This is a genomic window from Gallibacterium sp. ZY190522 (assembly GCF_054166015.1).
On record NZ_CM135118.1, the window covers coordinates 49,904 to 76,479 of the forward strand.

The 26,576-nt window shown below is 37.8% G+C and carries 20 protein-coding genes and 5 tRNA genes; 9 read left to right on the plus strand and 16 right to left on the minus strand.

What is annotated here, in order from left to right; translation table 11 throughout:
- Positions 1 to 94: 94 nt before the first annotated feature.
- Positions 95 to 5,386: an SGNH/GDSL hydrolase family protein gene (locus tag ACXPAV_RS00225; RefSeq protein WP_458003658.1), complete on the minus strand. Its 5,292-nt coding sequence runs from the start codon at positions 5,384 to 5,386 to the stop codon at positions 95 to 97.
- A gap of 311 nt (positions 5,387 to 5,697) precedes the next feature.
- Here ACXPAV_RS00225 and ACXPAV_RS00230 point away from each other — a divergent pair, with 311 nt between their 5' ends.
- A complete protein-coding gene (locus ACXPAV_RS00230) occupies positions 5,698 to 6,513 on the plus strand; it encodes an SDR family NAD(P)-dependent oxidoreductase (RefSeq protein WP_458004370.1) in 816 nt (271 codons plus the stop codon).
- Between the two features lie 40 nt (positions 6,514 to 6,553).
- On the opposite strand, the gene ACXPAV_RS00235 is transcribed toward ACXPAV_RS00230, so the two are convergent.
- The 7 genes from ACXPAV_RS00235 to nagB form a co-directional block, all read right to left on the minus strand.
- Positions 6,554 to 6,628: transfer RNA gene (locus ACXPAV_RS00235), tRNA-Gln, on the minus strand.
- Between the two features lie 26 nt (positions 6,629 to 6,654).
- A tRNA-Gln gene (locus ACXPAV_RS00240) sits at positions 6,655 to 6,729 on the minus strand.
- 27 nt (positions 6,730 to 6,756) lie between these two features.
- A tRNA-Gln gene (locus ACXPAV_RS00245) sits at positions 6,757 to 6,831 on the minus strand.
- 20 nt (positions 6,832 to 6,851) lie between these two features.
- Positions 6,852 to 6,936: transfer RNA gene (locus ACXPAV_RS00250), tRNA-Leu, on the minus strand.
- A 2-nt stretch (positions 6,937 to 6,938) separates the two neighbouring features.
- Positions 6,939 to 7,015, minus strand: a tRNA-Met gene (locus ACXPAV_RS00255).
- 279 nt (positions 7,016 to 7,294) lie between these two features.
- On the minus strand, positions 7,295 to 8,440 hold the full coding sequence (nagA, locus tag ACXPAV_RS00260) for an N-acetylglucosamine-6-phosphate deacetylase (RefSeq protein ID WP_039171054.1): 1,146 nt from the start codon (positions 8,438 to 8,440) through the stop codon (positions 7,295 to 7,297).
- Positions 8,437 to 9,249, minus strand: coding sequence for a glucosamine-6-phosphate deaminase (gene nagB / locus ACXPAV_RS00265; protein WP_039171057.1), 813 nt, complete (start codon positions 9,247 to 9,249; stop codon positions 8,437 to 8,439). The genes nagA and nagB overlap by 4 nt, the downstream gene beginning before the upstream one ends.
- A gap of 251 nt (positions 9,250 to 9,500) precedes the next feature.
- Here nagB and glyQ point away from each other — a divergent pair, with 251 nt between their 5' ends.
- From glyQ to glyS, 6 genes are all read left to right on the plus strand, one after another.
- Positions 9,501 to 10,412: a glycine--tRNA ligase subunit alpha gene (glyQ, locus tag ACXPAV_RS00270; RefSeq protein ID WP_039137156.1), complete on the plus strand. Its 912-nt coding sequence runs from the start codon at positions 9,501 to 9,503 to the stop codon at positions 10,410 to 10,412.
- 10 nt (positions 10,413 to 10,422) lie between these two features.
- Complete coding sequence (locus ACXPAV_RS00275; protein ID WP_039171060.1) at positions 10,423 to 11,076, plus strand: FABP family protein; 654 nt, start codon at positions 10,423 to 10,425, stop codon at positions 11,074 to 11,076.
- A complete protein-coding gene (locus ACXPAV_RS00280) occupies positions 11,076 to 11,342 on the plus strand; it encodes a hypothetical protein (RefSeq protein WP_458003659.1) in 267 nt (88 codons plus the stop codon). The genes ACXPAV_RS00275 and ACXPAV_RS00280 overlap by 1 nt, the downstream gene beginning before the upstream one ends.
- 33 nt (positions 11,343 to 11,375) lie before the next feature.
- Positions 11,376 to 12,413 carry a PDDEXK nuclease domain-containing protein gene (locus tag ACXPAV_RS00285; protein WP_458003660.1) on the plus strand — a complete coding sequence of 346 codons (1,038 nt, stop codon included), beginning with the start codon at positions 11,376 to 11,378 and terminating at the stop codon, positions 12,411 to 12,413.
- Positions 12,414 to 12,462: 49 nt separating this feature from the next.
- Positions 12,463 to 12,861 (plus strand): endonuclease domain-containing protein, encoded by a 399-nt coding sequence (locus ACXPAV_RS00290; protein ID WP_458003661.1) that lies wholly within the window; start codon positions 12,463 to 12,465, stop codon positions 12,859 to 12,861.
- A 159-nt stretch (positions 12,862 to 13,020) separates the two neighbouring features.
- Complete coding sequence (glyS, locus tag ACXPAV_RS00295; protein ID WP_458003662.1) at positions 13,021 to 15,087, plus strand: glycine--tRNA ligase subunit beta; 2,067 nt, start codon at positions 13,021 to 13,023, stop codon at positions 15,085 to 15,087.
- A 64-nt stretch (positions 15,088 to 15,151) separates the two neighbouring features.
- Here glyS and ACXPAV_RS00300 read toward each other — a convergent pair whose 3' ends face one another.
- The 7 genes from ACXPAV_RS00300 to nhaB form a co-directional block, all read right to left on the minus strand.
- A complete protein-coding gene (locus ACXPAV_RS00300) occupies positions 15,152 to 15,370 on the minus strand; it encodes a gamma carbonic anhydrase family protein (protein ID WP_458003663.1) in 219 nt (72 codons plus the stop codon).
- Positions 15,371 to 15,390: 20 nt separating this feature from the next.
- A complete protein-coding gene (locus tag ACXPAV_RS00305; protein ID WP_458003664.1) occupies positions 15,391 to 15,687 on the minus strand; it encodes a gamma carbonic anhydrase family protein in 297 nt (98 codons plus the stop codon).
- 55 nt (positions 15,688 to 15,742) lie between these two features.
- Positions 15,743 to 16,600: a 1,4-dihydroxy-2-naphthoyl-CoA synthase gene (gene menB / locus ACXPAV_RS00310; protein WP_018345838.1), complete on the minus strand. Its 858-nt coding sequence runs from the start codon at positions 16,598 to 16,600 to the stop codon at positions 15,743 to 15,745.
- 13 nt (positions 16,601 to 16,613) lie between these two features.
- Positions 16,614 to 17,345 carry a 2-succinyl-6-hydroxy-2,4-cyclohexadiene-1-carboxylate synthase gene (gene menH, locus ACXPAV_RS00315; protein WP_458003665.1) on the minus strand — a complete coding sequence of 244 codons (732 nt, stop codon included), beginning with the start codon at positions 17,343 to 17,345 and terminating at the stop codon, positions 16,614 to 16,616.
- Positions 17,345 to 19,606, minus strand: a complete 2,262-nt coding sequence (locus ACXPAV_RS00320; protein WP_458003666.1) for an ATP-binding protein — start codon at positions 19,604 to 19,606, stop codon at positions 17,345 to 17,347. Before ACXPAV_RS00320 ends, menH begins: the two co-directional genes overlap by 1 nt.
- Before the next feature lie 70 nt (positions 19,607 to 19,676).
- The gene (dsbB, locus tag ACXPAV_RS00325) at positions 19,677 to 20,216 is read right to left on the minus strand and encodes a disulfide bond formation protein DsbB (RefSeq protein ID WP_039134715.1); all 540 of its coding nucleotides are present in this window, start codon (positions 20,214 to 20,216) and stop codon (positions 19,677 to 19,679) included.
- Positions 20,217 to 20,227: 11 nt separating this feature from the next.
- On the minus strand, positions 20,228 to 21,784 hold the full coding sequence (nhaB, locus tag ACXPAV_RS00330; RefSeq protein WP_039134713.1) for a Na(+)/H(+) antiporter NhaB: 1,557 nt from the start codon (positions 21,782 to 21,784) through the stop codon (positions 20,228 to 20,230).
- Positions 21,785 to 22,017: 233 nt separating this feature from the next.
- On the opposite strand from nhaB, the gene fadR reads away from it, so the two are divergent.
- Positions 22,018 to 22,743, plus strand: coding sequence for a fatty acid metabolism transcriptional regulator FadR (fadR, locus tag ACXPAV_RS00335; RefSeq protein ID WP_458003667.1), 726 nt, complete (start codon positions 22,018 to 22,020; stop codon positions 22,741 to 22,743).
- A 176-nt stretch (positions 22,744 to 22,919) separates the two neighbouring features.
- Complete coding sequence (gene gapA, locus ACXPAV_RS00340) at positions 22,920 to 23,915, plus strand: glyceraldehyde-3-phosphate dehydrogenase (RefSeq protein ID WP_458003668.1); 996 nt, start codon at positions 22,920 to 22,922, stop codon at positions 23,913 to 23,915.
- 203 nt (positions 23,916 to 24,118) lie between these two features.
- Here gapA and plsB read toward each other — a convergent pair whose 3' ends face one another.
- A complete protein-coding gene (gene plsB / locus ACXPAV_RS00345) occupies positions 24,119 to 26,542 on the minus strand; it encodes a glycerol-3-phosphate 1-O-acyltransferase PlsB (protein ID WP_458003669.1) in 2,424 nt (807 codons plus the stop codon).
- Positions 26,543 to 26,576: the final 34 nt, after the last annotated feature.

A 26,576-nucleotide genomic window follows, 5' to 3' on the forward strand; every position in this document is an offset into this window, starting at 1 on the left:
TTTATTGTAGATTTGCTTTTAGAATAAAGGTCTAGTTTTTATCTAGACCTTTATTAGTAGCTTAATGAATTATTTCAATTTCTTGTCTTTATTTTTAGAATTGAATACTCATACCCACTTGGTAATTCATTCTTCTCAATTTTTGTTCTTTAGTTAAAGAACGCAAATACTCTAAATTAATAAAGGTTGAAATATTATCTGTGAAATAATATCTTGCATTTGCAGAGAGTGCAGCACTATCTTTAGCAAATTTATCTAGAATTACCGTGTTATCCATTGTTAAACGGTCAAAATCACGCAAGTTCTTCACTAATCTTAAATTAGATGAGAAAGCAAATTTTTCAATGCGATATTGTGTACCAATATTCATTAACGCATTGATGTTGTGTTCGCTAATCTTATCTACCGCGATTTGTGCCACTGACATCGCAGAATAGTGATGGTAACTTTCTTGTAATCCGAGATCAGCATAAACAGTCCAATTTGAATTCATTGGATAGCGATAACCTAATAACTGCTCAGCAGAAGCGATATAACCGTGTTGTTTATATTCCTCTTTATCCGCATTCTTGAATTTATGCGTTACTCGTCCAACACTCATCACGGCTTGAGCATACCAATTATCCCAGTTATAAAGATAATAGCCATTAACAGAAGCCATTTCAGAAGTGACTTTACCTGAATAACAACGTAAGCCTAATTGGCAATTAATATAGTTATCCACTGAGTTTTGTGTTTTAGAGTAAGTCGCAGATAAGCCCGCTACCATATTTTTTGTCGTGATGACATCCTTACCGATAGATAAAATTTGGCTATTTTGTCTTAGGTTAAGGAAATGATCACCTTTCACACGATTGTGCGCATAAGCAACATTCACCCAATAATCTAAATGATTTTGACGATCCCATAATGGTGCATTCGGATTACGGCGAGCGTAATCTAAATGCAATTCAGATAAATATTGGCTGATATAAGGCAGAGAAGCCAATAATGTTGCATTATTATTCAAAATACGTTGCAGTTGTGATGCCGGTACATCCGATGTTACTGAAGATGTTGCAACAGAGCTGTTATCTGCTGTTTCCTCAGCCACATTAGCAGCGGTATCGCTTGCTTTATTGGCATCATCATTGACTGTGGCGTTGTTGGTTTCAACATCGTCAGTTTTTGCTGTAATTTCTTCTGTTTTTTCTGCAACATTTGTATCGGCAGCTTGAGTTGCCTCAACAGGCGTGTCGGTTGAATTATCAGTTGAAGATGCAGTTTGTGTCGTATTTGGCTCAACTGCATTAGCAGCTGTTACAACGCTGTTAGTTTCAACAGCAGGTTGGTTTGCAACCACGTTGTTAGTTTCTGTAGAAGCAGTATCTACAGCAGAATCTTCAATATAACCACTTGCATTTCTTCTATTACGAGTACGAGGTTTAGCTGAATCTTGGTCGGCAGTGAGTTGTTCTTCAACCACAGGCTGAGTTTCAACAGCAGGTTGGTTTGCGACCACAGGCTGAGTTTCAACAACAGGTTGGTTCGCAACCACAGGCTGAGTTTCAACAGCAGGTTGGTTTGCAACTTCAGGTTGAGTTTCAACAACAGGTTGGTTTGCAACCACCGGTTGAGTTTCAGCAGCAAGTTGGTTTGCGACCACCGGTTGAGTTTCAACAACAGGCTGGTTCGCAACAACAGGTTGAGTTTCAACAACAGGCTGGTTCGCAACAACAGGTTGATCTTCAACAACAGGTTGGTTCGCAACTACAGGTTGAGTTTCAGCAACAGGTTGGTTTGCAACCACAGGTTGAGTTTCAACAGCAGGTTGGTTTGCGACCACAGGTTGAACTTCAGCAACAGGTTGGTTCGTAACCACAGGTTGAGTTGCTACTTCAGGTTGAGTTTCAACAACAGGTTGGTTTGCAACCACAGGTTGAGCTTCAGCAGCAGGTTGGTTCGCAACCACAGGTTGAGCTTCAGCAGCAGGTTGGTTCGCAACCACAGGTTGAGCTTCAGCAGCAGGTTGGTTCGCAACCACAGGTTGAGCTTCAACAGCAGATTGGTTTGCAACCATAGGTTGATCTTCAACAACAGGTTGGTTTGCTACTTCAGGTTGATCTTCAACAACAGGCTGGTTCGCAACCACAGGTTGAGTTTCAACAACAGGTTGGTTCGCAACCACAGGTTGAGCTTCAGCAGCAGGTTGGTTCGCAACCACAGGTTGAGCTTCAGCAGCAGGTTGGTTCGCAACCACAGGTTGAGCTTCAACAGCAGGTTGGTTTGCAACCACAGGTTGAGTTTCAGCAACAGGTTGGTTTGCAACCACAGGTTGAGCTTCAGCAGCAGGTTGGTTCGCAACCACAGGTTGAGCTTCAACAGCAGGTTGGTTCGCAACCACAGGTTGAACTTCAGCAGCAGGTTGGTTTGCGACCACAGGTTGAGCTTCAACAACAGGCTGGTTTGCAACCACAGGTTGAGTTGCTACTTCAGGTTGAGTTTCAACAACAGGCTGGTTTGTAACCACCGGTTGATCTTCAACTACAGGTTGGTTTGCAACTTCAGGTTGAGTTTCAGCAACAGGTTGGTTTGCGACTACAGGCTGAGTTTTAGCAGCAGATTGGTTTGCAACCACAGGTTGATCTTCAACAACAGGTTGGTTTGCTACTTCAGGTTGAGTTTCAACAACAGGCTGGTTTGTAACCACAGGTTGAGCTTCAGCAGCAGGTTGGTTCGCAACCATATTGTTAGTTTCTGTAGGAGCAGTATCTACAGCAGAATCTTCAACTACAGGCTGATCTTCAGTAACAGGCTGAGGTTCTGTAACAGATTGCGCTTCAACAGATAAATCAGTTGAAGCAACACTGCGATCTTTACCCATTGTTGGTGTAGGTTGTGTGGTTTCTGGTTCAGCGATCACCACAGGAATAACCTTGTCATCTTGTTTGATGTAAGAAGAGGTTAAATACCAGTCGGATTGATCATCCGCGCCGATTCCACCGTGCGTCAACATATACTGATATAAACCGGCAGTCACATCTTTTGCCAGATACAGCGAGCCACCATTTTCTTTATTTGGGTTCAGATCGATAATTTTAATGCCGGCTTTGGTTTCCGCACCGAGAGAAAGTGCGCGGTTTTCAATATAAAGTGCAGCATTTAATAAAGAATTACCGTGAATTTGAATTTTATCTGTTGCACTGCTGTCATCATACAAATCTGTACCTAAACGAATTGTGGCATTTTGTGCCGCAAATGAATCATTCACATTTAAGGTTTTCGCTTGCCAATTTTCCGCAGATTGAGATAAATCCAATGTGGAATCTCTCAAATTCATTGAAGTAACATTTGAATCTTTGGTCATATTCCAAAGACTATTGTTGCTCAAGACAAAGTGAGATTGAGAATGTTGGAATGGATTAGACGATTGGTTCGCTGTAAAAATACCACCATTGATAGTTGAATTATCAAGTACGGCATTTAAAATGGCAGCATTTCTAGTGCCGTTTTCAGCCACTTTGATCGCATAATAGGTTGTGGCAGTGATGGTTGAGCCATTCATTGCTAAGGTTGAAACGCGGCGTTGCTGATCGTTTGCAAACACACGAACACCACTCGCTTTTTCACTTTCTGTTTTTAGCGTTGTGTTCGTTAATGTTGCATTACTGTCCCATAAATTCAGAACATTAGCACCAATACCATTGGAACTGACGGTGCTGTCGGTTAGAGCAATTTTTGCTTTGTTTCCAACCGTCATTGCTGTTGTTTCTTTACCATAGGTATTCAACTTGATTTTATTTAATTCAACTTCTGAACTTTGTCCGTTAACCATTACACCGAATGGAGCAACATAAGGGTTAGTACGGTAAATATCAATATGACCATTAGTAAGATAAATTTTACCACCTAGTTCTGCATTAATAATTCCACCTAGACGCCCTTGAGAAGTGATATTGGTATTTGTCAATTGGATCTTGCCACCATTACTGGCGAATAAAGCGCGACCGTCATTAAAAATATTGAGGTTTGATTTGTTAATATCATTACTATGCATATCAACATGGAAAACACCATCGCCTTCAGCAGAATGGTAAATATTATTAGCTGTGCTATTAAATGGTGTGGTGCTTACACGTCTTACTGTTAAATCAGTTGGATCTCCACTCTCAGATTCTAGTAACGACATAATATAATCTGCGATCATACGATGTGTTTTTGGTGAAGGATGAAATTGATCAGCAAAAACGAATTGGTAACCTTTCCCCCAAAGATAATTTTTATCTTTAACACCTTTTTGCCCGTCTATTGGTTCAAAAGCCGCAACACGCCCTTTTCCAGCTCCCCAACCAACTACTGCACTGGTAAAAGGATTTGCAGCAGAACCGGAAACATTATTAAAGCCAAATTCAGTATAGTGAGACATTACCTCATCTAGCAATAATTGGATATTTGGGCGGATGAAAGTAACATCAGGATGTTGAGCTTTTAAGTTTTCTATTACTTTATCAACACCTTGATTAAATGTATTTACCAAAGACGTTTCTGCTTTATATACACGCTCAAATTGTCTTTTCCATTGTTGCAATTCTTGAAAGGCGGCACTAGTTAATGGCTTACCTTGAGGGATGTTATAATGCTTACGCAAAACAAATTCAAAAGCATCGTAAATAACGTCTTTTGCTGGACGACCGTGATTATTTTGATCATCTAAAAAACGGATAACGTCATCTTTATTGATCCAACCGAAACCAAGAAATTTGCGCCCACCAAGCAATGATTTCCAACCGTCAAAGTAAATGCGCCCATCAGAAAGAAAATTGTTAGTAAAATTGGGGGTGTTCGCAATATTTGGTGCATTTGGCACAATTACAAACTTAGCATTCCCTTTGACCAATAATTTTTTTAATTGTGTTTCTACGGCTTCAATACTACCTTGAATTTTTTTGTTTTGGCTTTGGTCTGTTGAAATATTAGGATCACCTAAACTAATATCATCATCGGCTAAACGGAGATCATTGCCACCAATCCAAAAAATATATTTATAATCTTGATTTTGAGTATTGCGACGACTTAGATAATTATTGATTTCATCGCTTAATTTTGGTGATAAAGATCCCTGCAATCCACCAAGATAATCATTAGCAACAGCTCCGCCTAATGCATAATTAGGTCCATCTTGATTTCTTTTGGTTAAAAAATTTCCATCGTGTCGAGGAGAATTATAGCCATAATAATTGGCTAGATATTCGTTATAGACATTTTCTTGGTTATAAGTAAAGCGAAGAATATTACCGTTATCGCTAAGGCTATCTCCAAAAATGATCAGTTTTTCTGGCATTCCTACACTATATGCATTAGTTGCTAATGCAAGAGAAACGCTTAATGCTAAAAAATGTTTTTTCATATAATTATACCCTAAAAAATTTTGTGGATTTTATACATTACTTGTATGAAAGTAAAATCAATAAATAAAATTTATTAGCTATTTTTTGTAAAAAATCTTTTGTTTTTGTGTGGTTATTTTATATTTTAAAAATTAATGTTTCTTATTTAATATTGGTGTTTTTTATGTAATTAATTAGATTTATTTTGTTTATATGCTCAATTTTTTTAGTGAATAATCTTTTTTATTGATTTATCTTTTTGACTTTGTAATGGACATTAAATAGGATATGTTTTTTATGAAGGAAAGAGTAAATGAAAAATAGGAATGAAATGAGAAGTGTTGCTATTGTAGGGTTAGGTTGGTTAGGATTTCCATTGGGGCGTTATTTACAAAGTTTAGGGTGGCTAGTAAAAGGTAGTAAAAGGACACACGAAGGCACAGAACATATGCGATTACAGCGCATTGAGTGTTATCAACTTGAATTAACGCCGGCAATTAATGCTGATCCGGATGATCTTGAAGCCTTATTAAATGTTGATAGTTTAATTATCAATATCCCACCAAGTGAATACTTTTTCGATCTTAATAATTATATTTTGAGTGTTGAAAATTTATTGACGGAAGCCCTTCTACACAATGTTCAGCACATCATTTTTATCAGTTCAACTTCTGTATACCCAATGATTTCAGGCGTATTTGATGAAGACTATATACCGAAACCAACATCGGATGTGGGAAAAGCTTTATTAGAAATAGAGCAACGATTATGGGATTTGCAGGATATTGATGTAGATATTATTCGTTTTGCCGGTTTAGTCGGGGAAGATCGGCATCCGGTTTATCATTTATCCGGAAAAGAAAATATTCAAGGTGCGAATCAGACTGTTAATTTAGTTCATTTAACGGATTGTATACGGGCAATTCAATTATTGTTAGAAACGCCAGCACATCATCGTCGTTATAATTTAGTTGCGCCAATTCATCCATTAAAACAGGATTTTTATACTACAATGGCGGAAAAACTATCATTGCCAGTACCACATTTTTTGCCGGATGAAGAAAAAATGGAGAGAATTATTTTAGCGGATAAAATTTGTAGAGATTTAGATTTTGTTTATCAATATCCTGATCCAAAAATGATGTGATTGTGAAATATAATCTTAAAAAAGCGGAATTCAAGGAAAATGGCTGGGGTACTAGGATTCGAACCTAGGAATGCCGGAATCAGAATCCGGTGCCTTACCGCTTGGCGATACCCCAATCTAAAGGGGATTGATTAATAAAGATGGCTGGGGTACTAGGATTCGAACCTAGGGATGCCGAGATCAAAACCCGGTGCCTTACCGCTTGGCGATACCCCAACATAAAAGATGATCATTAATAAAAGATGGCTGGGGTACTAGGATTCGAACCTAGGGATGCCGAGATCAAAACCCGGTGCCTTACCGCTTGGCGATACCCCAACTTTATGAAAGTTGCAAAATGGTGCGGGACGAGGGACTTGAACCCACACACCTCACGGCGCCAGAACCTAAATCTGGTGCGTCTACCAATTTCGCCAGTCCCGCAATGGTGGCTATGACGGGATTCGAACCTGTGACCCCAACATTATGAGTGTTGTGCTCTAACCAACTGAGCTACATAGCCATCGTTTTTGCGGCGCTAATTATGCTGATATCTGTAAGTCTCGTCAACACATTTTTTTAGAAAAAAAGATTTTTCGGTCTGTTCGCATAGAGAATAGCCAATTTGTTGTTTTTTTATTAGAAATAGTCGGATGGTTGTCCATTGATATGCAATTAAAATAGATTTATAAAAGTGTGAATGGAGAGGTTGGCTGTAAAACAATTGGATTAGCTAATAAATGAATAATTATAAAAAAGAAAATTGCGATAAAATGATTATCGCAATTTTGGGATAAAAGGGTTAGTTAAAGTGCCAATTACCGTTGACTGCAGTGCCAATTACTTCAAATTTATGGTTAAAGGCTGCTAAGTTGGCAATCTTTCCTTTTTCTAAACTACCTAATCTATCATTAATATGAATGGCACGAGCTGGATAGAGAGTTGCCATACGAAGGGCTTCGTCTAAAGGAATACCCACTTCATTTACACAGTTACGGATTGATTCGATCATAGTAACAGCAGAACCACCGATTGTACCGTTAGCGTCATAGCATTTGTGATCTCGAACATAAACAGTTTTGCCCACAAATTGGAATGATTCAATATCTGCACCAGCAGCAGCGGTAGCGTCAGTGACTAAACAAAGTTTGTCTTGTTTGCATTTTTTAGCAATACGCACATTGCCGAAATTTACGTGTAAACCATCAACAATAATTCCGGTATAGACATTAGGATTATCCAGTACAGCACCAACAACACCCATTTCTCGTCCGGATGACACAGGCGACATTGCATTATACAAATGAGTTGCAAAAGTTGCTCCTTGTTGGAAACGAGCATTCGCTTGTTGATAAGTGGCATTGGAATGCCCGATAGAAACGACAATATTGTTTCTAATAAATTCAGCAATATGATCTGCGGTAGGATTTTCCGCAGCAATCGTCATTTTTGTAATCACTTCAGCGTTATCACATAAAAAAGTGAGCATTTCATCAGAAATTTCACGAATAAATTCCTCGCGATGAACACCTTTTTTAGCTTTACTTAAATAAGGCCCTTCTAGATGTAGCCCCAACGCTTGATTGTGATGTTTAGCAAGATATTCTTTCATTACCGCAACAGCTTGTTTCATTTCAGCATCAGGGGCGGTAATGAATGTTGGCAAAAAGCTGGTTGTGCCGGATTTTAAATTGGTAGCCTGCATAATTTCCAATGTTTCAACAGAACAATCATCATTGAACATTACGCCACCGCAACCATTAAGTTGCAGATCGATAAAACCGGCAGAAAGGTTAGCACCTTGAAGATCGATAGTATCAAGAGCCGGATCAAGATCAGCGGTTTTAACAATATCTGCAATTTTATCGTCATTTACGATCAAAGCGTGATCATACAGAATCTCAGCCCCTGTATAGATAATACTATTAACTAACGCATATTTTTTCATTTTAACTCTCTTACACTATGAATTGCGTGTGATTCTAATTCTTTGAAATATTTCACAGTTTTAACTTTTAATTCTTGAGTTGCTGACTCATCGCAAACAAAAATTGCACGGCTGTGCATTTGCAATGCACTAATTGTCCATAGATGATTTACTGCACCTTCTACACCTGCTTGCAATGCTTGAGCTTTACGATAACCGGTAATTAACAACATTACCTCTTCCGCATCCATTAAAGTTCCAACCCCGATGGTTAAGGCATATTTTGGCACTTGATTAATGTCATTATTAAAGAATCGAGAGTTTGCAATTAAAGTATCTTCATTTAAAGTTTTAATCCGAGTCCGAGAGGAGAGTGATGAACCAGGTTCATTAAATGCGATATGTCCGTCTTCACCTACACCCCCCATAAACAGATGAATTTTACCATAAGATTTAATTTTATCTTCGTAACGTTGGCATTCCGCATCGTGATCATCAGTGTTACCGTTTAAAATATTGATATTTTCAAGCGGAATGTCAACGTGATTGAAGAAGTTATTAAACATAAAGGAGTGATAACTTTCAGGATGTTCTTTTGGCAAACCGACATATTCATCCATATTGAAAGTAACGACATTTTTGAAGCTTACTTCACCTTGTTGATAAAGCCTAATTAACTCTCTGTAAGTAGCGAGCGGTGTGCCGCCAGTTGGTAAGCCAAGAACAAATGGATGTTCTTTAGTGGGAGAAAAACGATTAATGCTGTCAACAATATGGCGCGCTGCCCATCTTGCTACCTGTTGTTCATTATGTAATGGAATAAGACGCATAGATTGCTCCTTGAATAATAAATAGACATTTTAAAATAAAACTTCATTATTTAAATAATCAAGATAATTTTACTTCAAAAAAGTGGATTGATCTAATTGAAAAAGAGTGTTTTTTGAGTAAAGTCACAGAAAAGACCAAAATGGAAAAGAAAATAAATATAAAAGGGAGTAGAGCTTAATTCTACTCATTAACCTAAAAATCAAGTAGAATAACGTTATTTTTTAGAAACTCACTGCACAAAGATTTTATTATGACAACACAATTTAACATTAAAACGTTTCAAGGGATGATTCTTGCACTTCAAGCATATTGGGCGGAACAAGGCTGCACTATCGTTCAGCCGTTTGATATGGAGGTAGGTGCAGGGACTTCTCATCCAATGACGGCACTGCGTGCATTAGGTCCTGAGCCAATGGCATTTGCTTATGTGCAACCTTCACGCCGCCCAACTGATGGTCGTTATGGCGAAAATCCAAACCGTTTGCAACATTATTATCAATTTCAAGTGGTGATCAAACCTTCTCCAGATAACATTCAAGAGCTTTATCTTGGTTCTCTTAAAATGCTTGGTTTTGATCCAACACAAAATGATATTCGTTTTGTTGAAGATAACTGGGAAAATCCAACGCTTGGTGCGTGGGGGCTTGGTTGGGAAGTTTGGTTAAATGGTATGGAAGTAACACAATTTACCTATTTCCAACAAGTGGGTGGTTTGGAGTGTCGTCCAGTAACTGGTGAGATTACCTACGGATTAGAACGTTTAGCGATGTATATTCAAGGCGTGGATAGCGTGTATGATTTAGTGTGGTCAGATGGCCCACTCGGTAAAACCACCTACGGTGATGTTTTCCATCAAAATGAAGTAGAACAATCCACTTATAACTTTGAATATGCTGATATTGATTTCCTCTTCAAGGCTTTTGAACAATATGAAAAAGAAGCTCAAGAACTGTTGGCATTGGAAAAACCATTACCCTTACCGGCGTATGAACGTATTTTAAAAGCGGCACATAGTTTTAACTTGTTAGATGCCCGCAAAGCCATTTCTGTAACCGAACGTCAACGTTATATTTTGCGTATTAGAGCGTTAACTAAAGGTGTGGCGGAAGCTTATTATGCCAGTCGCGAAGCATTGGGATTCCCAGGATGTAACAAAAAATAAGGCAGGAACAATGAAAGAATTTCAATATCCTAAAGATATCTACACTGAACCAGATGCGGATGTGAATACTCTTGCTAATCTTGGGCCATTAACAGCAATGGCTGGTATATGGGAAGGAAAACGAGGATTAGATATTAATCCAAAAGCGGAAGGAGCGGTAAAAGATCCTTATATTGAACATATCGAGCTACAACCTATTGATCCACAAACTAACGGACCGCAGCTTTTTTATGGTTTGCGTTATCATATCCATATTGTGCAACCAAATGAAGTGGAAACATTTCACGATCAAGTTGGTTATTGGCTATGGGAACCGGCAACAGGAAATTTATTGTTAACCTTAAGTATTCCTCGCGGACAAACTTTAATTGCTACTGGTAATGCTAGTGTAGATGCCAAGAAATTTACATTAACCGCACAACGTGGTTCATTAACGAATGGTATTATTTCTAATCCATTTTTAGAACAATCTTTCCGTACAGAAAGTTATACTATTACTGTAACTATCAATAATGACGGTACGTGGTCATATGAGCAAGATACTGTAATGGTAATTCCTAATTACGATGAGCCGTTTCATCATCAAGATCGTAATCGTTTAACGAAGGTTGCTGAACCAACACCGAATCCATTAGCATTAGCAGAACAAAAAGGGCAACTATAATGGATAAACCGATTTTATTTTTCGCCGAAAATTGCCCTGATACTGCTCCTTTTGTGGCAGAGTTGAAGCGATTAAATGTGGATTATGAACGCGTAGAAGTTTTAACTTCATTAGCCAATTTTAAACAATTTCTACGGTTGCGTGATAAGTCAGCGGTGTTTGATAACGCCAAAGCAAATGGCTATGTGGGAATTCCAGCACTGTTGTTGAATAGTGGTGAAGTAATTTTGGATTATAAGAAACTGGCAGAAGTGTTTACTCCATAAATAAAAGCGCGGTAAGTTTTGCAGAGGTTTTAGATGACGACAAAAAAGCCACTTGTGAGAAGCGAACAGCAATTAGTTGGTGAAATTAGCCAACTTATTCAAACAAGCAAACAACGTGTTGCGGTTACCGTTAATGCGGAACTTACCTTGCTTTATTGGCATATTGGACAGCGGATTAATCAGCATATTCTAAACAATGAACGGGCGGAATATGGCAAGGAAGTGATTAAGAATTTGTCTAAAAGCCTAACAGAGCAATTTGGGAAGGGGTGGGGTAAAAGACATCTTAGTTATTTAATGCAGTTTGCTGCCGCTTTTCCTGATCCCAAAATTGTGCACACACTGTGTGCACAATTAAGTTGGTCGCATTTTAAATTGATCATTGCGGTTGATGATCCAATAAAACGAGATTTTTATACCACGATGGCAGCACAAGAAAGATGGTCGGTGAGAACGCTTGATAATCGTATTGGCTCATTGCTATTTGAACGCACCGCAATCTCGAAAAAGCCTGATGAAACTATTAGCCAAGAATTAACTTTATTGCGAGAAAAGGGCGAATATAATCAATCAATGATCTTAAAAGATCCTTATATTTTGGATTTTTTAGAACTTAATGATCGTTATTTAGAAAAAGATCTTGAAGATGCAATTTTAAGAGAAGTTGAACAATTTCTTTTAGAATTAGGAGCGGGTTTCACTTTTATTGCTCGGCAGAAAAGAATTCAAATTGATAATGATGATTTTTATATTGATTTACTCTTCTACAACCGTAAATTAAAACGTTTAATCGCCATTGAATTAAAAACCGAAGCATTTAAACATTCACACAAAAGCCAAATGGAACTTTATTTGGCGTGGCTTGCGAAATATGAGCAAGAAGAAGGGGAAAATCCCCCGTTAGGTATTATTTTGTGTACTTCTAAAAAGCAAGAGCAAGTTAAATTATTAGATTTAAACCATTCTGATATTCATATTGCTGAATATATGACGGTGTTGCCGAGTAAAGAAATATTAGAGCAGCGATTGCATTTGGCGGTATCACGAGCGAAAGAACGGCTTGCTAAATAATATATTGTTAGCTAATAGAATATTTTTGAAATAGTAGATTTTAGTTAGAATGCAGCCTTACTCTAAGAATTTAAAGGAACTTTCACAGAAATTACGTTCAAATCAGACTGATGCTGAACGTAAATTATGGCAACGGATTAATCGAGATCAATTATTAGGCTTTCGCTTTAATCGTCAAAAGCCATTGCTGAATTATATCGTAGATTTTTATTGTGCAAAGGCAAAACTGATTATCGAACTAGATGGTTCTCATCATTATGAGCCAGAGTATCAAGAAAAAGATCGACAAAGAGATGATGAACTAAGATCTCTAGGTTTTACAGTGATGCGGTTTAGCAATGACGAGATTTATTATGAGATTGAGGCTGTTGTAGAGCAGATTTATTTATTTTTAGAACAAGTACAAATTTCCCCTAGCCCCTCTTTACTAAAGAGGGGAACTAGCTAGTTAGCGTTGTAGGGATGATGAGTGGGTAAAACATAAATTTTTAAGTGTTTTTAGGAACGACAAATCTCCCCCTGCCCCCTCTTTACTAAAGAGGGGGCAGGGGGGAGATTTGCCCATACTACCCATACTAAAAGATACAAAATAAAAGAGAAAACCAAAATGACAAAAAACTTCCTCGCCGAGATCGGCACTGAAGAGCTACCACCGAAGGCTCTGAAAAAATTAGCGGTGGCATTTAAAGACAACGTAGAGCAAGAGCTCACTCAAGCGGGTTTGGCGTTTGATGCGGTTGAATGGTTTGCTAGCCCTCGCCGTTTAGCGGTGAAAGTGTTGGGGTTGGCGGAAGCACAACCGAGCAAAGAAGTGGAAAAACGTGGGCCTGCTGTTACAGCGGCGTTTGATGCGGAGGGCAAGCCAACCAAAGCAGCTGAGGGTTGGGCGAGAGGCTGCGGCATTAGTGTGGATCAAGCGGAGCGTTTGACTACGGACAAAGGCGAATGGCTGGTGCATCGTGCTGTGATTGAGGGGCAACCGACTAAAAATCTTCTGCTAGGCATTATCAGCAATGCCCTTGCGAAATTGCCAATTCCAAAAACAATGCGTTGGGGCGATAAAAGCGAGCAATTCGTCCGCCCTGTGCATACGGTAACGTTGCTGTTTGGTGATGAGCTAATCGAGGGCGACATTCTTGGTGTGGCGAGTGGCAGAACGATTCGTGGACACCGTTTCTTAGGCGAACAAGAATTTACCATTGAAAATGCCGAACAATATCCTGAAATTTTAGAGAAAAAAGGCAGCGTGATCGCTGATTTTGAACAACGTAAAACAATTATCCGCCAAGACGCTGAAAAAGCAGCAGCAAAAATCGGTGGCGTTGCAGATATTGAGGATGATTTGCTTGACGAAGTAACCTCATTAGTTGAGTTCCCAGTGGTGATGACTGCAAAATTTGAGGAGCGTTTTTTAGCTGTGCCAGCGGAAGCTTTAGTTTATACAATGAAAGGTGATCAGAAATATTTCCCTATTTATGATCAAAACGGTAAGTTATTACCTAATTTTATTTTCGTTTCCAATATCAATCCGCAAGATCAATCTTCAGTTATCGAAGGAAATGAAAAAGTGGTGCGTCCACGTTTAACGGACGCAGAATTTTTCTTTAAAACCGATTTAAAACAGCGCTTAGAAGACAATCTTCCACGCCTCAAAACTGTGTTATTCCAGCAACAACTCGGCACGCTATTTGATAAAACGGAGCGTATCGAAAAACTCAGTGGCAAAATTGCAGCACAAATCGGAGCGGATGTGGCGAAAGCAGAGCGTGCGGGCTTGCTGTCAAAATGCGATTTAATGACCAATATGGTGTTTGAATTTACTGATACGCAAGGCGTAATGGGAATGCACTATGCCCGCCACGACGGTGAAGATGAAGAAGTCGCGGTAGCGTTGAATGAGCAATATATGCCACGTTTTGCGGGCGATGAATTGCCTCATTCTTTGGTTGCTTGTTCTGTGGCGTTGGCGGATAAATTTGATACATTAGTGGGTATTTTCGGCATCGGTCAGCACCCGAAAGGGGATAAAGACCCGTTTGCTTTACGACGTGCGGCGTTGGGCGTGTTGAGAATTATTGTTGAGAAAAAATTACCACTTGATTTGGTTGATTTGGCACAGAAAGCAACCGCATTATATGATGATAAATTAAGCAATGCTAATGTGGTTGAAGAAGTGGTTGATTTTGTACTTGGTCGTTTCCGTGCTTGGTATCAAGAAGAAGGTATTTCGGTAGATGTGATTCAGGCAGTATTGGCTTGTCGTCCGACTAAACCAGCAGATTTTGATGCACGAGTTAAAGCTGTTAATCATTTTCGTACTTTAGATGCAGCTCAGGCACTAGCTGTAGCAAATAAACGTGTACAAAATATCCTTTCCAAAGTTGATAGCGTGTTGCCAGAAAATATTGATCTCTCATTGTGCTGTGAACCTCAAGAGATCAATTTAGCGGAACGTGTATTGGAATTGCAACGTGAGTTGCAACCATTATTTGAAAAAGGCGATTATCAAACTGTATTGAGCCGTTTGGCTGATTTGCGAGAAAGCGTTGATAGTTTCTTTGATAATGTAATGGTAAATGCTGAAGATGAAAAACTTCGTCAAAATCGTTTAGCCTTATTGAAAAACTTGCGAGATCTGTTCTTTAAAATTGCAGATATTTCGTTATTACAATAACGTTAATTGAATTTGAAAAATTTAGAGGAAGACCGAATAGTGAATGAATATTCGGTCTTTTTTGTTATTTCATACTAAGAAAGTCCGCCGCTGTATCAATATAATTTTGTGCGGAAATTCGTAAGAATTTGCTTTCTTCTTCAGTTAATGGACGAATCATTTTGACAGGAGAGCCAAGATAGAGATAACCGCTAGTTAGGTGCTTTCGCGGTGGGACTAAACTACCGGCGCCAATGATAACGTCATCTTCAATGACAGCATCATCTAAAATAATGCTACCCATTCCGACTAAAACTCGATTTCCTATAGTACAACCGTGTAAAGTAAAACACTATGACCGACAGTAACATCTTCTCCGATTTTCAAAGGAGAACCCTTAGGATGTTCTGTAGTGGATCGAGTAGTATGCAGTACACAGAGATCCTGTATATTGCTGCGTGCGCCGATACGAATATCATTCACATCACCACGCAAGACTGCTCCTGGCCAAATGGAAACGTTATCTTCAAGCCAGACTTTACCAATAACGGTAGCCGCTTCATCGACATAAACATCTTTACCTAATTGTGGTGTGAAAGATAAGTAATTTCGGATTGCCATAGTTGATTGCCTCTAGATGGAAAAGAAATGGTCAGCGAATGCTGACCACTGGAAATTAAGGATTACGTTTAAATTTGCTGAAGTCTGGTTGACGTTTTTCATTAAAGGCATTTCTGCCTTCTTGTCCCTCTTCGGTCATATAGAACAGCATTGTGGCATTGCCTGCCAATTCCTGCAAGCCGGCTTGACCGTCACAATCTGCATTTAATGCCGCTTTCAAACAACGTAATGCAATAGGGCTGTTTTGCAACATTTCACGGCACCAACGTACAGTCTCTTTTTCTAAATCAGCATAAGGGACGACGGTGTTGACTAACCCCATATCCAGAGCCTCTTTTGCATTATATTGACGGCATAAGAACCAGATTTCACGAGCTTTTTTCTGACCAACAATGCGAGCCATATAAGAAGCACCCCAGCCACCATCAAAAGAACCAACGCGTGGACCGGTTTGACCAAAAATAGCATTATCCGCTGCGATAGTTAAATCGCACATCATATGTAAAACGTGACCACCACCAATAGCATAACCGGCTACCATTGCTACCACTGGTTTTGGACAAGTGCGAATATCTCGTTGGAAATCAAGTACGTTTAAATGATGAACGCCTTGATCATCTTTATAACCACCGTAATCACCACGTACTTTTTGATCACCGCCGGAGCAGAAGGCTTTCTCACCTTGACCGGTTAAAACAATAACGCCTATTTTTTCATCAAAACGAGCGTCAGAAAAGGCTTTAATCATCTCTTTTACGGTTTGTGGGCGGAAAGCATTACGTACTTCAGGGCGATTAATTGTAATTTTAGCAATACCATCTTTTGATTTGTGATACAAAATATCGCTATAACCTTCGCTACAATTTTGCCATTCAACAGGAGCGTATAAAAAGTCTTCACTTGGATATAACATAAAATTTCCTTTTTTATTGATTGAATAGGGTGATTAAACACTCGGCAAATGCTGCCGGTTGATGAATATGCGCATTATGCCCAACTTTAGCAATTAATGTTAGGTTTAATTGATGTTTTTCAGCCAACAGTTTAAATTTTTTATCATTTTCTCCACAAATATAGTGAAATTTTTGTGGCTGAGTTTGAATTTGTTGCCAAAGATTAGGTTGTTTGGCTAATGAGGTTGCACTTAACATTTTTGCCAAATCGCTACCGTTATTATGTTTGCGAATTGCAATTAATTGTTGGCGTTGCAAAGCCGTTAAATCCGAAAAAACTGCTTGTTGATACCAATCTTTAAGCACTGTTTCAATATTTTCTGATGCAAATCGTGTTGCCCACTTTATGTCATTTTGCCAACGTTGTTGTTTTTCCTGTTCGGTATCTAAACCTAAATTTGCTCCTTCCAGAAAGACTTGTTGCAAATGATGATGTGCAAATTGTGTTTGTGTAGCAAAGTAGGCAGCTAAACGACCACCTAACGAGTAGCCGATTAAATGATAAGGTTGATTTCCGATTAAGTGATGAATTTTATTGGATAACCATTCGGAGCATTGGTCAAAATCTGCCATATTTTGCCTATTTTGACCGTGTGAAGGTAAATCTAAACAGTAACAATGATAATAGGGTAGATGCTTAATAACATTTTTCCAATCTTTACTGCTGCCAAGAAACCCGTGCAAAAAAATTAAGTTTTGTACCATTATTTGCTATCCAGCCAGCGTTGTAAACTTGCTACGTGTTGTTGCCAAGACTTTAATTGTTCAATACGATTAGCAAGACATATTTGCCAATCACTACTATCTCCGTCTTGAATTGCTTTACAAACTTGTTGTAGCTGTTTTAATCCGACTGAAGCGGCAGCTCCTTTCATTTTGTGTGCAGTTTCAGTAAGCTGTAATTTCTTCTGCGGATCACTCAAATAGTGTTGATACTCTTGCATAAGTTGCTGTAGATATTCTGGCATTGTTGCGACAAAAAGCTTTAAATTATTTTGAATTGCTTGTTTGCCAAGAATTTCATAAAGCTCATCAAGAATGGACAAATCAAGTTGAGGCCACTGTTTATCCTGTACAGAAGGTATAGTTTCCATTTCGTGAGAGTTTTCCTGTTTTTCTTTGTCGCTGGAATTTTCTGGTTGTAGATTAAATAGTTGCAATAAACATTTATTTAAAGCATCGAGTGACAACGGTTTTTGTAACACATCATCCATTCCGTGTTTCAGATAATCTTGTTTATTGGAAACGACATTTGCTGTTAATGCGACCAGAGGCGGTAAATAATCGAATTTTTCATCTTCATATTGCTGATGTAGATAATCTGCAATTTCAAATCCTGTCATATCAGGTAGATGAATATCAAGGAAAACTAGATCATATTGATTATTTTCAATTTTATGAATTGCCTCTTTACCGTTCATTGCAATGTCTACTTGATAACCCAGTTTTTCTAAAACAGATTTAGCAACAATGATGTTGATTTCAATATCTTCAACCAGCAATACAGATAGATTTTGTAGTTCTGGAGTAGAGGAGATTTTCGGCAATTTATGTGCGTGTTCTGCTTTAAATGTGAATGTGAAGGTTGAACCTTTGCCCAGTTCGCTAACAACAGTGAGATCACCGTTCATTAATTTAGCAATACGTTTGGAAATCGATAGACCGATACCGCTGCCAAGTGCTTTTTGATTAGCGGTACGAACTTGATAATACATTGCAAAGATCTTTTTCAATTCGGATTGGGGAATACCGATGCCGGTATCGGTTAGCGCAAAGCTATAAGTATTTTGATCCAAACGTGAAAATCGTAATGTCAGACCGCCGGAAGGCGTAAATTTCACAGCATTATTAATTAAATTCCATAGAATTTGTGAAATACGAGCATAATCTAACAACAATAAATTTGGCAAATTTTGATCATATTCAAGCTTAAAACTGAGATTTTTTTGATTGGTCATAAAAGTTGCAAAATTATTAATATCGCTCAATAAATGCATTACGTTGGTTTCTTTCTTATAAAGTTGAATTCGACGAGTATCTAATTTTTCTAAATCAATGATATCGCTAAAAATATGCCCGAGTGAAACAGCACTCACATTAATAGTATGTAGATAATTACGCTGCTCCTCATTTAATTGGCTATCTAACAGAATTCTACTCAAACCTATTATACCGTTAAGAGGGGTGCGTAATTCGTGACTAATGGTTGCCATTAGTGTGGACTTATCACGGCTCGCTTTTTCAATGGTTTCCTGATAACGTTTATGTTCTGTAATATCTCGCCCAAAACCCAATAAACAGTGCTGTTTATTAATGCGATCATAATAAGGTACTTTGCGGATTTCAAAACAGGCCAGTTTGCCATTAGGATATTTAAACCATTGCTCGTAAGTCATTCCATAATTATTATCCAAGACAGCTCGATCAGTTGCTCGTACATATTTTGCAATATCAATAGAAAATGTTTGTTCGATCTCTAAGGTTTTTAATTCTGCCTCACTTTTTCCTGTCAATAACTCCATTGCACGGTTACATTCTAATAATTGCCCATTTTCCGCACGAGAAAAAACTAAATCAGGAGAGGCATCAATAAAAGAACGTAAGAAATCTGCTTTTTGTTGTAGTGCAATTTGGGCTTTATTTTTAGCACTAATTTCTTGTTCCAACAAAGTTAAAGTATTAGATAATTCTAAATTTGATTCGTGCAAATGTTGGCGTGACAGCTCTAGTTTTTCCACAATCACATTAAAAAAATAGATCACAAAAGGTGCTGAAATTAGGCCGAATGTAATAGAACGAATGATATCCATCCAATCTATAGTGCCAATGATGAAGATGCTTAAGAGAATTTGCGTACAAAGTGCAAATACCGCTAGGATAGTAATCCCTAAAATTGAAAAACGTAAACGCCCAAGCCGAATAACCCAATCAATATATTTTTGTAGTGAATGACGAATATCAACCATATTTTTAACCTTTATCTGAAAAATAAGAAAAAAGGATAAATATCAAATAATTATCCTTTTTTATTCACTCTTATCTGAATAATTGACGTTGACGAGAAAAAGGGTGGCGTTTGAATTGAGATAATGCCACGATTAGCCAAATAACAATATAGATAACAAATATAGCAATTAACCATTGTGGCATTGTATAGCCAAGGAATTTCCAAGTGATATCACTACAGGAGCCACTTGCCTGAAAAATATGTGGAAACCACTGATCTAACGGCAATGTATGTGGGAAATCAGGTTTGAATTCGCACTGTTTCCAAGGTGCGGGATTGAATTGATAATCGACGTGTTCGATAGCGATCATCAATCCTTTAACCGCTCCCCATAAACCGACAGCAATACCGAGAAGTCGACAAACCAATACAGACGGATAAATGGCACCAATTAATGCACCTATAATAATTGCAAATAATGCAACGCGTTCATAAATACACATTACACAAGGATGTAACCCCAGACCGTACTGAAAATAGAGTGCCGCCCCCTCTAGTGCGACACCTGATAACGCCATAATAAACCAAGCTGTGCGAGTTAAAGACCAAGATTTAAAGAGTACGAACATTATTTATCCTTCTAGTGAACCGGTGGAATATGCGATACTGGGATTAAACCCCATTGTGTAAATAATGAAGCAAGTTCCGGTAAGAAAAATTCTACACCAATAAGACCAACGATAGATAACACAATGGTATAAGGTAACGCCATAATCACCATTCTACCATAAGATAAACGAATTAATGGGGCAAATGATGAAGTTAATAAGAATAAGAATGCAGCTTGACCGTTTGGTGTTGCCACTGAAGGTAAGTTAGTTCCGGTATTGATTGCAACAGCAATAGACTCAAATTGTGTTAATGAAATTTTGCCGGCTTCTAAAGCTGCTTTTGCTTCATTAATATAGACAGTGCCGACGAATACATTATCTGAAATAGACGAAAGCAGACCATTGAAGATATAGAACAACATAAGTTGTGAGCTTTCACTAGCACTTAATACGAATTGGATGATGCCACCGAAAAGATGTTGATCGATAATGACGGCAACAACTGTGAAAAATACCACTAACAAAGCAGTAAACGGTAATGACTCTTGGAACGCGCGCCCAATAGTATGTTCATCGGTAACTCCGCAAAGAGAGGTCGCTAAAATAATAATGGTTAAACCAATTAATCCAACGGCTGCAAGGTGAAATGCTAAACCGATAATTAGCCAAACAGCAATAATTGCTTGAACGATTAATTTCAGACGATCATTATTGGTCATTTTTTCGCTTTGACTACGATCTAAAATTGCTAACACTAACCAGACACGACGTGGCAAATGTGCGCCATAGCCGAATAATTTAAATTTCTCTAATGCAAGGCAGGTTAATAAACCGCAAAGAAGAACTGGAAGGGTAACTGGAGCCATACGGAAGAAGAATTCACTAAAATTCCAGCCAGCTTGTTCAGCGATAATTAAATTCTGTGGTTCGCCTACCATTGTCATTACACCACCTAAAGCCGTACCGACACTAGCGTGCATCATTAAACTACGTAAAAATGCACGAAACTCTTCCAATGTATTTTTTGCGTTGGTGATTTTATCGTCATTGGTAATATCGGTGGAATCATCAAACTTATTACCGGAGGCGACTTTGTGATAAACCCCATAGAACCCCATACAGACGCTGATAACTACGGCGACAACGGTAAGTGCATCAAGAAAAGCGGATAAAAATGCGGAACTCATACAGAAAGCTAAGGAAAGAACAAGTTTGGAGCGAATAGCAAGAAGAAGTTTAGTAAATAGAAACAGTAACAATTGTTTCATAAAATAAATACCGGCAACCATAAACATCAATAACATAATAACTTCAAAGTTAGCCATAATTTCGTGCTTAATATGTTCCGGTGTAGTCATTCCTATAATTACGGCCTCTAATGCTAGTAAACCACCTGGTTGTAAGGGATAACATTTTAATGCCATTGCGAGCGTAAAGATAAACTCAGCAACTAAGATCCAACCTGCGGTAAAAGGATCAATGTAAAAAACAATCGGATTTATCAATAAAAAACCGATAATAAGTAATTTATACCAATTTGGGCTTTTCCCTAAAAAGTTTTGCATACCAGCTTGCAAATACGCCATAACGTCATCTCCATAGACTGTAAGTTTTTTTGATCAAAGAATATTGAATTTTTTCAATGTACAACGAGCAAGATTGTAATACAATCTTGCAAGTTCATTTCATCCGATATTCATTTTATTTGTGAAGGATCAAAAATTTTCACTATTTCATCTCTTTTAAGTATAGAGCTGTTATAAAAGCGTTGGAAAATAGACTGATTTAAAAGATATGAAAACAGACGAAGGAATAATTAATGGTAACACAGAACGATATCATCAAAGCACAAAGTCCTGCTGGTTTGGCGGAAGAGTATATCATTCGTAGTATTTGGAATAACCATTTTCCACCGGGAACTGACTTACCGGCAGAAAGAGAACTGGCAGATAAAATTGGAGTAACCAGAACAACGTTGCGTGAGGTTTTACAACGTTTAGCGAGAGATGGTTGGTTAAGTATCCAACATGGTAAACCAACGAGAGTAAATAATATTTGGGAAACTTCAGGATTGAATATTCTAGAAGCTTTGATTAAGCTGGACGGTACACGTGTGCCGACAATTATTGCTAATATTTTGTCGGCAAGGACTAATATCTCCGCTATTTATATCTGTAAGGCATTCCGAATTGCTAAAGAAGAATCTTTGGAAGTGTTTAAACCGTTAGCAGTATTAAAAGATAATGCTGAAGACTATACAACGTTTGATTATGAATTATTTAGAAAATTAGCATTTGCATCAAAAAATCCAGTATATGGGCTGATTTTAAACAGTTTAAAGAGTTTATATGAGCGAGTCGGACGTTTCTATTTTTCCAATCCAACAGGGCGAGCGTTAGCATTAAAATTTTACCATCAGTTGCATAAAATTTGCCAAAGCGGTGAATTGGAGCAGGTTCGTCCTTGTATTAGACAATATGGTATTGAAAGTGGTCTTATTTGGTCATCAATGCAGCAACATTTACCGGAAGACTTTAATGAATAAAATTTGATGTAGATCACAAAAAAGTGATGTGTTATCTTTCATCCGAGGGCTAGCGGATTTTCGTTAAAAACAAGTTTGTGTTATAATTTGCCCAGCTTGAACACGGGATATTGGTGATGTTAATAGTCCGTGTTTAAATTCAATTTTGTTTAACATTAAATATAGGTAAAAATACTATGGCAATTAAAATTGGTATTAATGGTTTTGGTCGTATCGGTCGTATCGTTTTCCGTGCTGCACAACATCGTGACGATGTTGAAGTTGTTGGTATCAATGACTTAATCGATGTTGATTATATGGCTTATATGTTGAAATATGATTCAACTCACGGTCGTTTTGACGGTACAGTTGAAGTTAAAGACGGTCATTTAGTAGTAAACGGTAAAACTATTCGCGTTACTGCAGAACGTGATCCTGCTAACTTAAAATGGAACGAAATCGGTGTTGATGTTGTTGTTGAAGCAACAGGCTTATTTTTAACAGACGAAACAGCACGTAAACATATCACCACTGGTGCGAAGAAAGTTGTTATGACTGGTCCTTCAAAAGACAGCACTCCAATGTTTGTAAATGGTGTTAACTTCGATAGCTATGCAGGTCAAGATATCGTTTCAAATGCATCTTGTACAACAAACTGCTTGGCGCCAATTGCTAAAGTATTAAATGACAAATGGGGTATCAAAGACGGTTTAATGACTACCGTTCACGCAACTACAGCAACTCAAAAAACTGTTGATGGCCCATCTGCGAAAGATTGGCGTGGTGGTCGTGGTGCAGCTCAAAACATCATCCCATCTTCAACCGGTGCGGCAAAAGCTGTAGGTAAAGTAATTCCTGCATTAAACGGTAAATTAACCGGTATGGCATTCCGTGTTCCTACTCCAAACGTATCTGTTGTTGACTTAACAGTAAACTTAGAAAAACCTGCAACTTATGCAGAAATCTGTGCAGAAATGAAACGTGCTTCTGAAGAAGAATTAAAAGGCGTTTTAGGTTATACAGAAGATGATGTTGTTTCAACAGACTTCAACGGTTGTGCATTAACCTCTATTTTTGATGCGAAAGCAGGTATCCAATTAACAGATACTTATGTTAAAGTTGTTTCTTGGTATGACAACGAAACAGGTTACTCTAACAAAGTTCTTGATTTAGTAGTTCATATCTCTAAATAATTAGGTTCTATATATATTCCTCAATAATTAAAAACCGCCAAACGGCGGTTTTTTTATGCCTGTTATTTTGTTGAATTGAAAAGTGATAGAGTCTAAATGTTAATAGTTTGGTGAAAAATTAAGTTAGAGAAATAAATGCAGAATAAGAATATAAAAAATCAGCCTACTTTTATATAGCAGGCTGATCTAATTTATAAAAACGACTATTTCTCGATAGCACCTTGAATAGTAATATCAATTTCTAGTGAAATTATTTTGTGTAAAATAGAAAGTAACTGATCCAATTTCTCATTATTAACATTACCCTCTGTATCAAAATATCCGTTCTGTTTTAATCCATTAATAAAAGCAGAAAATACTGCTTTATCAAAGAATTCGGGAGCATTGATACCGTGTAGTACAGATAAACGTTGAGCAATGGATTGACTCTCTTTTTCCAATTCTGTTCTAGCTTTATTTGGCTCAGCTTTAAGCAGGCTTAATGTAATAAAGTAACGTTGTAAAATTTCACGCACACCAGCAGCTAGAAGCTGTAGTGAACGCCCACGTTTTTTATTAATAGTCAAAATATTTTCGTGGCGTTTTAAGATTTCTTGTTGGCATAATTCATCAATAATCGATAATAAATATTTCTGCAATTTCTCTTCAGGAATATTTAAGAAAAGTTCATTTGCCAAGAATGGATAGAATTTTTTTACTGCCTCTAAGACAAGATTTAACTCTATCGCTTCGTGATGTAATACTAAGCTGGCAATAAATGAAGGCAACACAAATAAATGTTGAATATTATTACGGTAATATGTCATCAAAACTGCGGAGTTGCGTTCTAGTCTAACTATTTCACCGAAATTATCTTTTTCGATTAAAATGCCGACACGATCTAAATTTAAAACGTGTTGTAATATGCTTTCACCGTTTTCGTTAGGCAAAATAATATCATCATCGTAACAGGTATTGCGCAATAATTGTAAGCAGGAATCAATCTGTTCAATTAATAACTCTTTGGATAACGCACGTTGACGTGAAGAAAGTAAGATTGAAACCGTTAAATTCATCGCATTTACAGCAGCAGCACGATTAATATTCACCATCACTTGATTGGAAACACGGGAAACTGCTTCATTAAACCATTCTGGGCGATTTTTATCATCTGCACTATGATTACGCCAATCCGGATAGTGCTGATTTAAATAATTGTTGAGCGTAATCGGCTCGGCAAAATTCACATAACCTTTACCGAGATTGCGTAATTTCTTGATAACGCGTAACACTAATCCGGCATTTTCTTTTTCTTTCTCAGCACCACGAAGCTCTTTTGCGTAAGTGTCAACTTCGAGTACGTGTTCATAACCGATATAAACCGGTACGATTGAGATTGGTCGTGTTTGTTGTCCACTTTGCAATGCTTGTAATGTCATTGACATCATCCCAGTTTTGGGGGCTAATAAACGTCCAGTACGAGAACGCCCACCTTCAATAAAAAACTCAACGGAATAACCACGATGGAACAATTCTGCCAAATATTCTCTAAAAATAGTGGAATAAAGACGATTGCCTTTGAATGTTCGACGAATAAAAAATGCACCCCAGCTACGGAATATTGAGCCTACAGGCCAGAAATTTAAATTAATGCCGGCAGCAATATGTGGTGGTACTAAACCTTGATGATAGAGTACATAGGAGAGTAATAAATAGTCGATATGGCTACGATGGCAAGGGACATAAACAATTTCGTGTCCTTCTAAAGCCAGTTTTCGTACACGATCTGCGTGTTCGACATTAATTCCTTGATAAAGGCGATTCCATAACCAACGCAAGAAACGATCAGCCACACGTAAACTGCTGTAATTAAAGTTGGCAGCGATTTCCTGTAGAATTTTTTCAGCTTCCTGACGAGCTTTCTCGGGTGAAATTTTCTTATTTTCTGCTTCGTCTGCAATTGCCTTTATAATCTTTTCATTGCTTAGTAATTTAGCAAACATAGCGGAACGATTTAGTAAACGTGGACCGGTAGCGGAAATACGCTGTTTTGAGAAATGGATACGAGCAACCCGCGCTAATTTTTGTGCCATTTTTTGATCGGAACCGAAATTATTCACCATATAACGTAAAGAGACCGCTTGTGAAAAACGAACAAAATTATCACGACCAAACCATAAAATTGTTGCAAACTTTTCGATACCGTTAAGCAAACGCAGTTTCGGTAAACCGGATTTATCTTCATAGCCGGGTGAGCGTCCCCATAGCACAGAAACTGGAATTAATTGCACGTCAAGATCTGCTAAATTGCGGTGCTGTTCTAGATATTGAGAAAAAATTTGTTCTGTTTCTTTTTTTACTGTTTTTGATTTAAAGAAACGACGTCCCTCATCGAGAAAAACATAGCGAGGCAATTGTTTTCCATTAATTTCATTCATCTCTAATGGATCAGGCAAACCTAAAGAAAGACAGTTTTTCTGAAAAATAAGTAAGTCGGTTTGAGAAGTGTAGGGAAGAACATAAATTAGGGGTTCATTAATATTGAGATGTAATTCTTCGATTGGATTATTGGGAATTGAATTACTCTTGACCAAAATAGATAGCGGCAAGCTTAATAATTTTCGATAAAAATTAAGAAAAAAAGCCATTTGAATTCCTTTATTTTGATTTTTAATAAAAAAC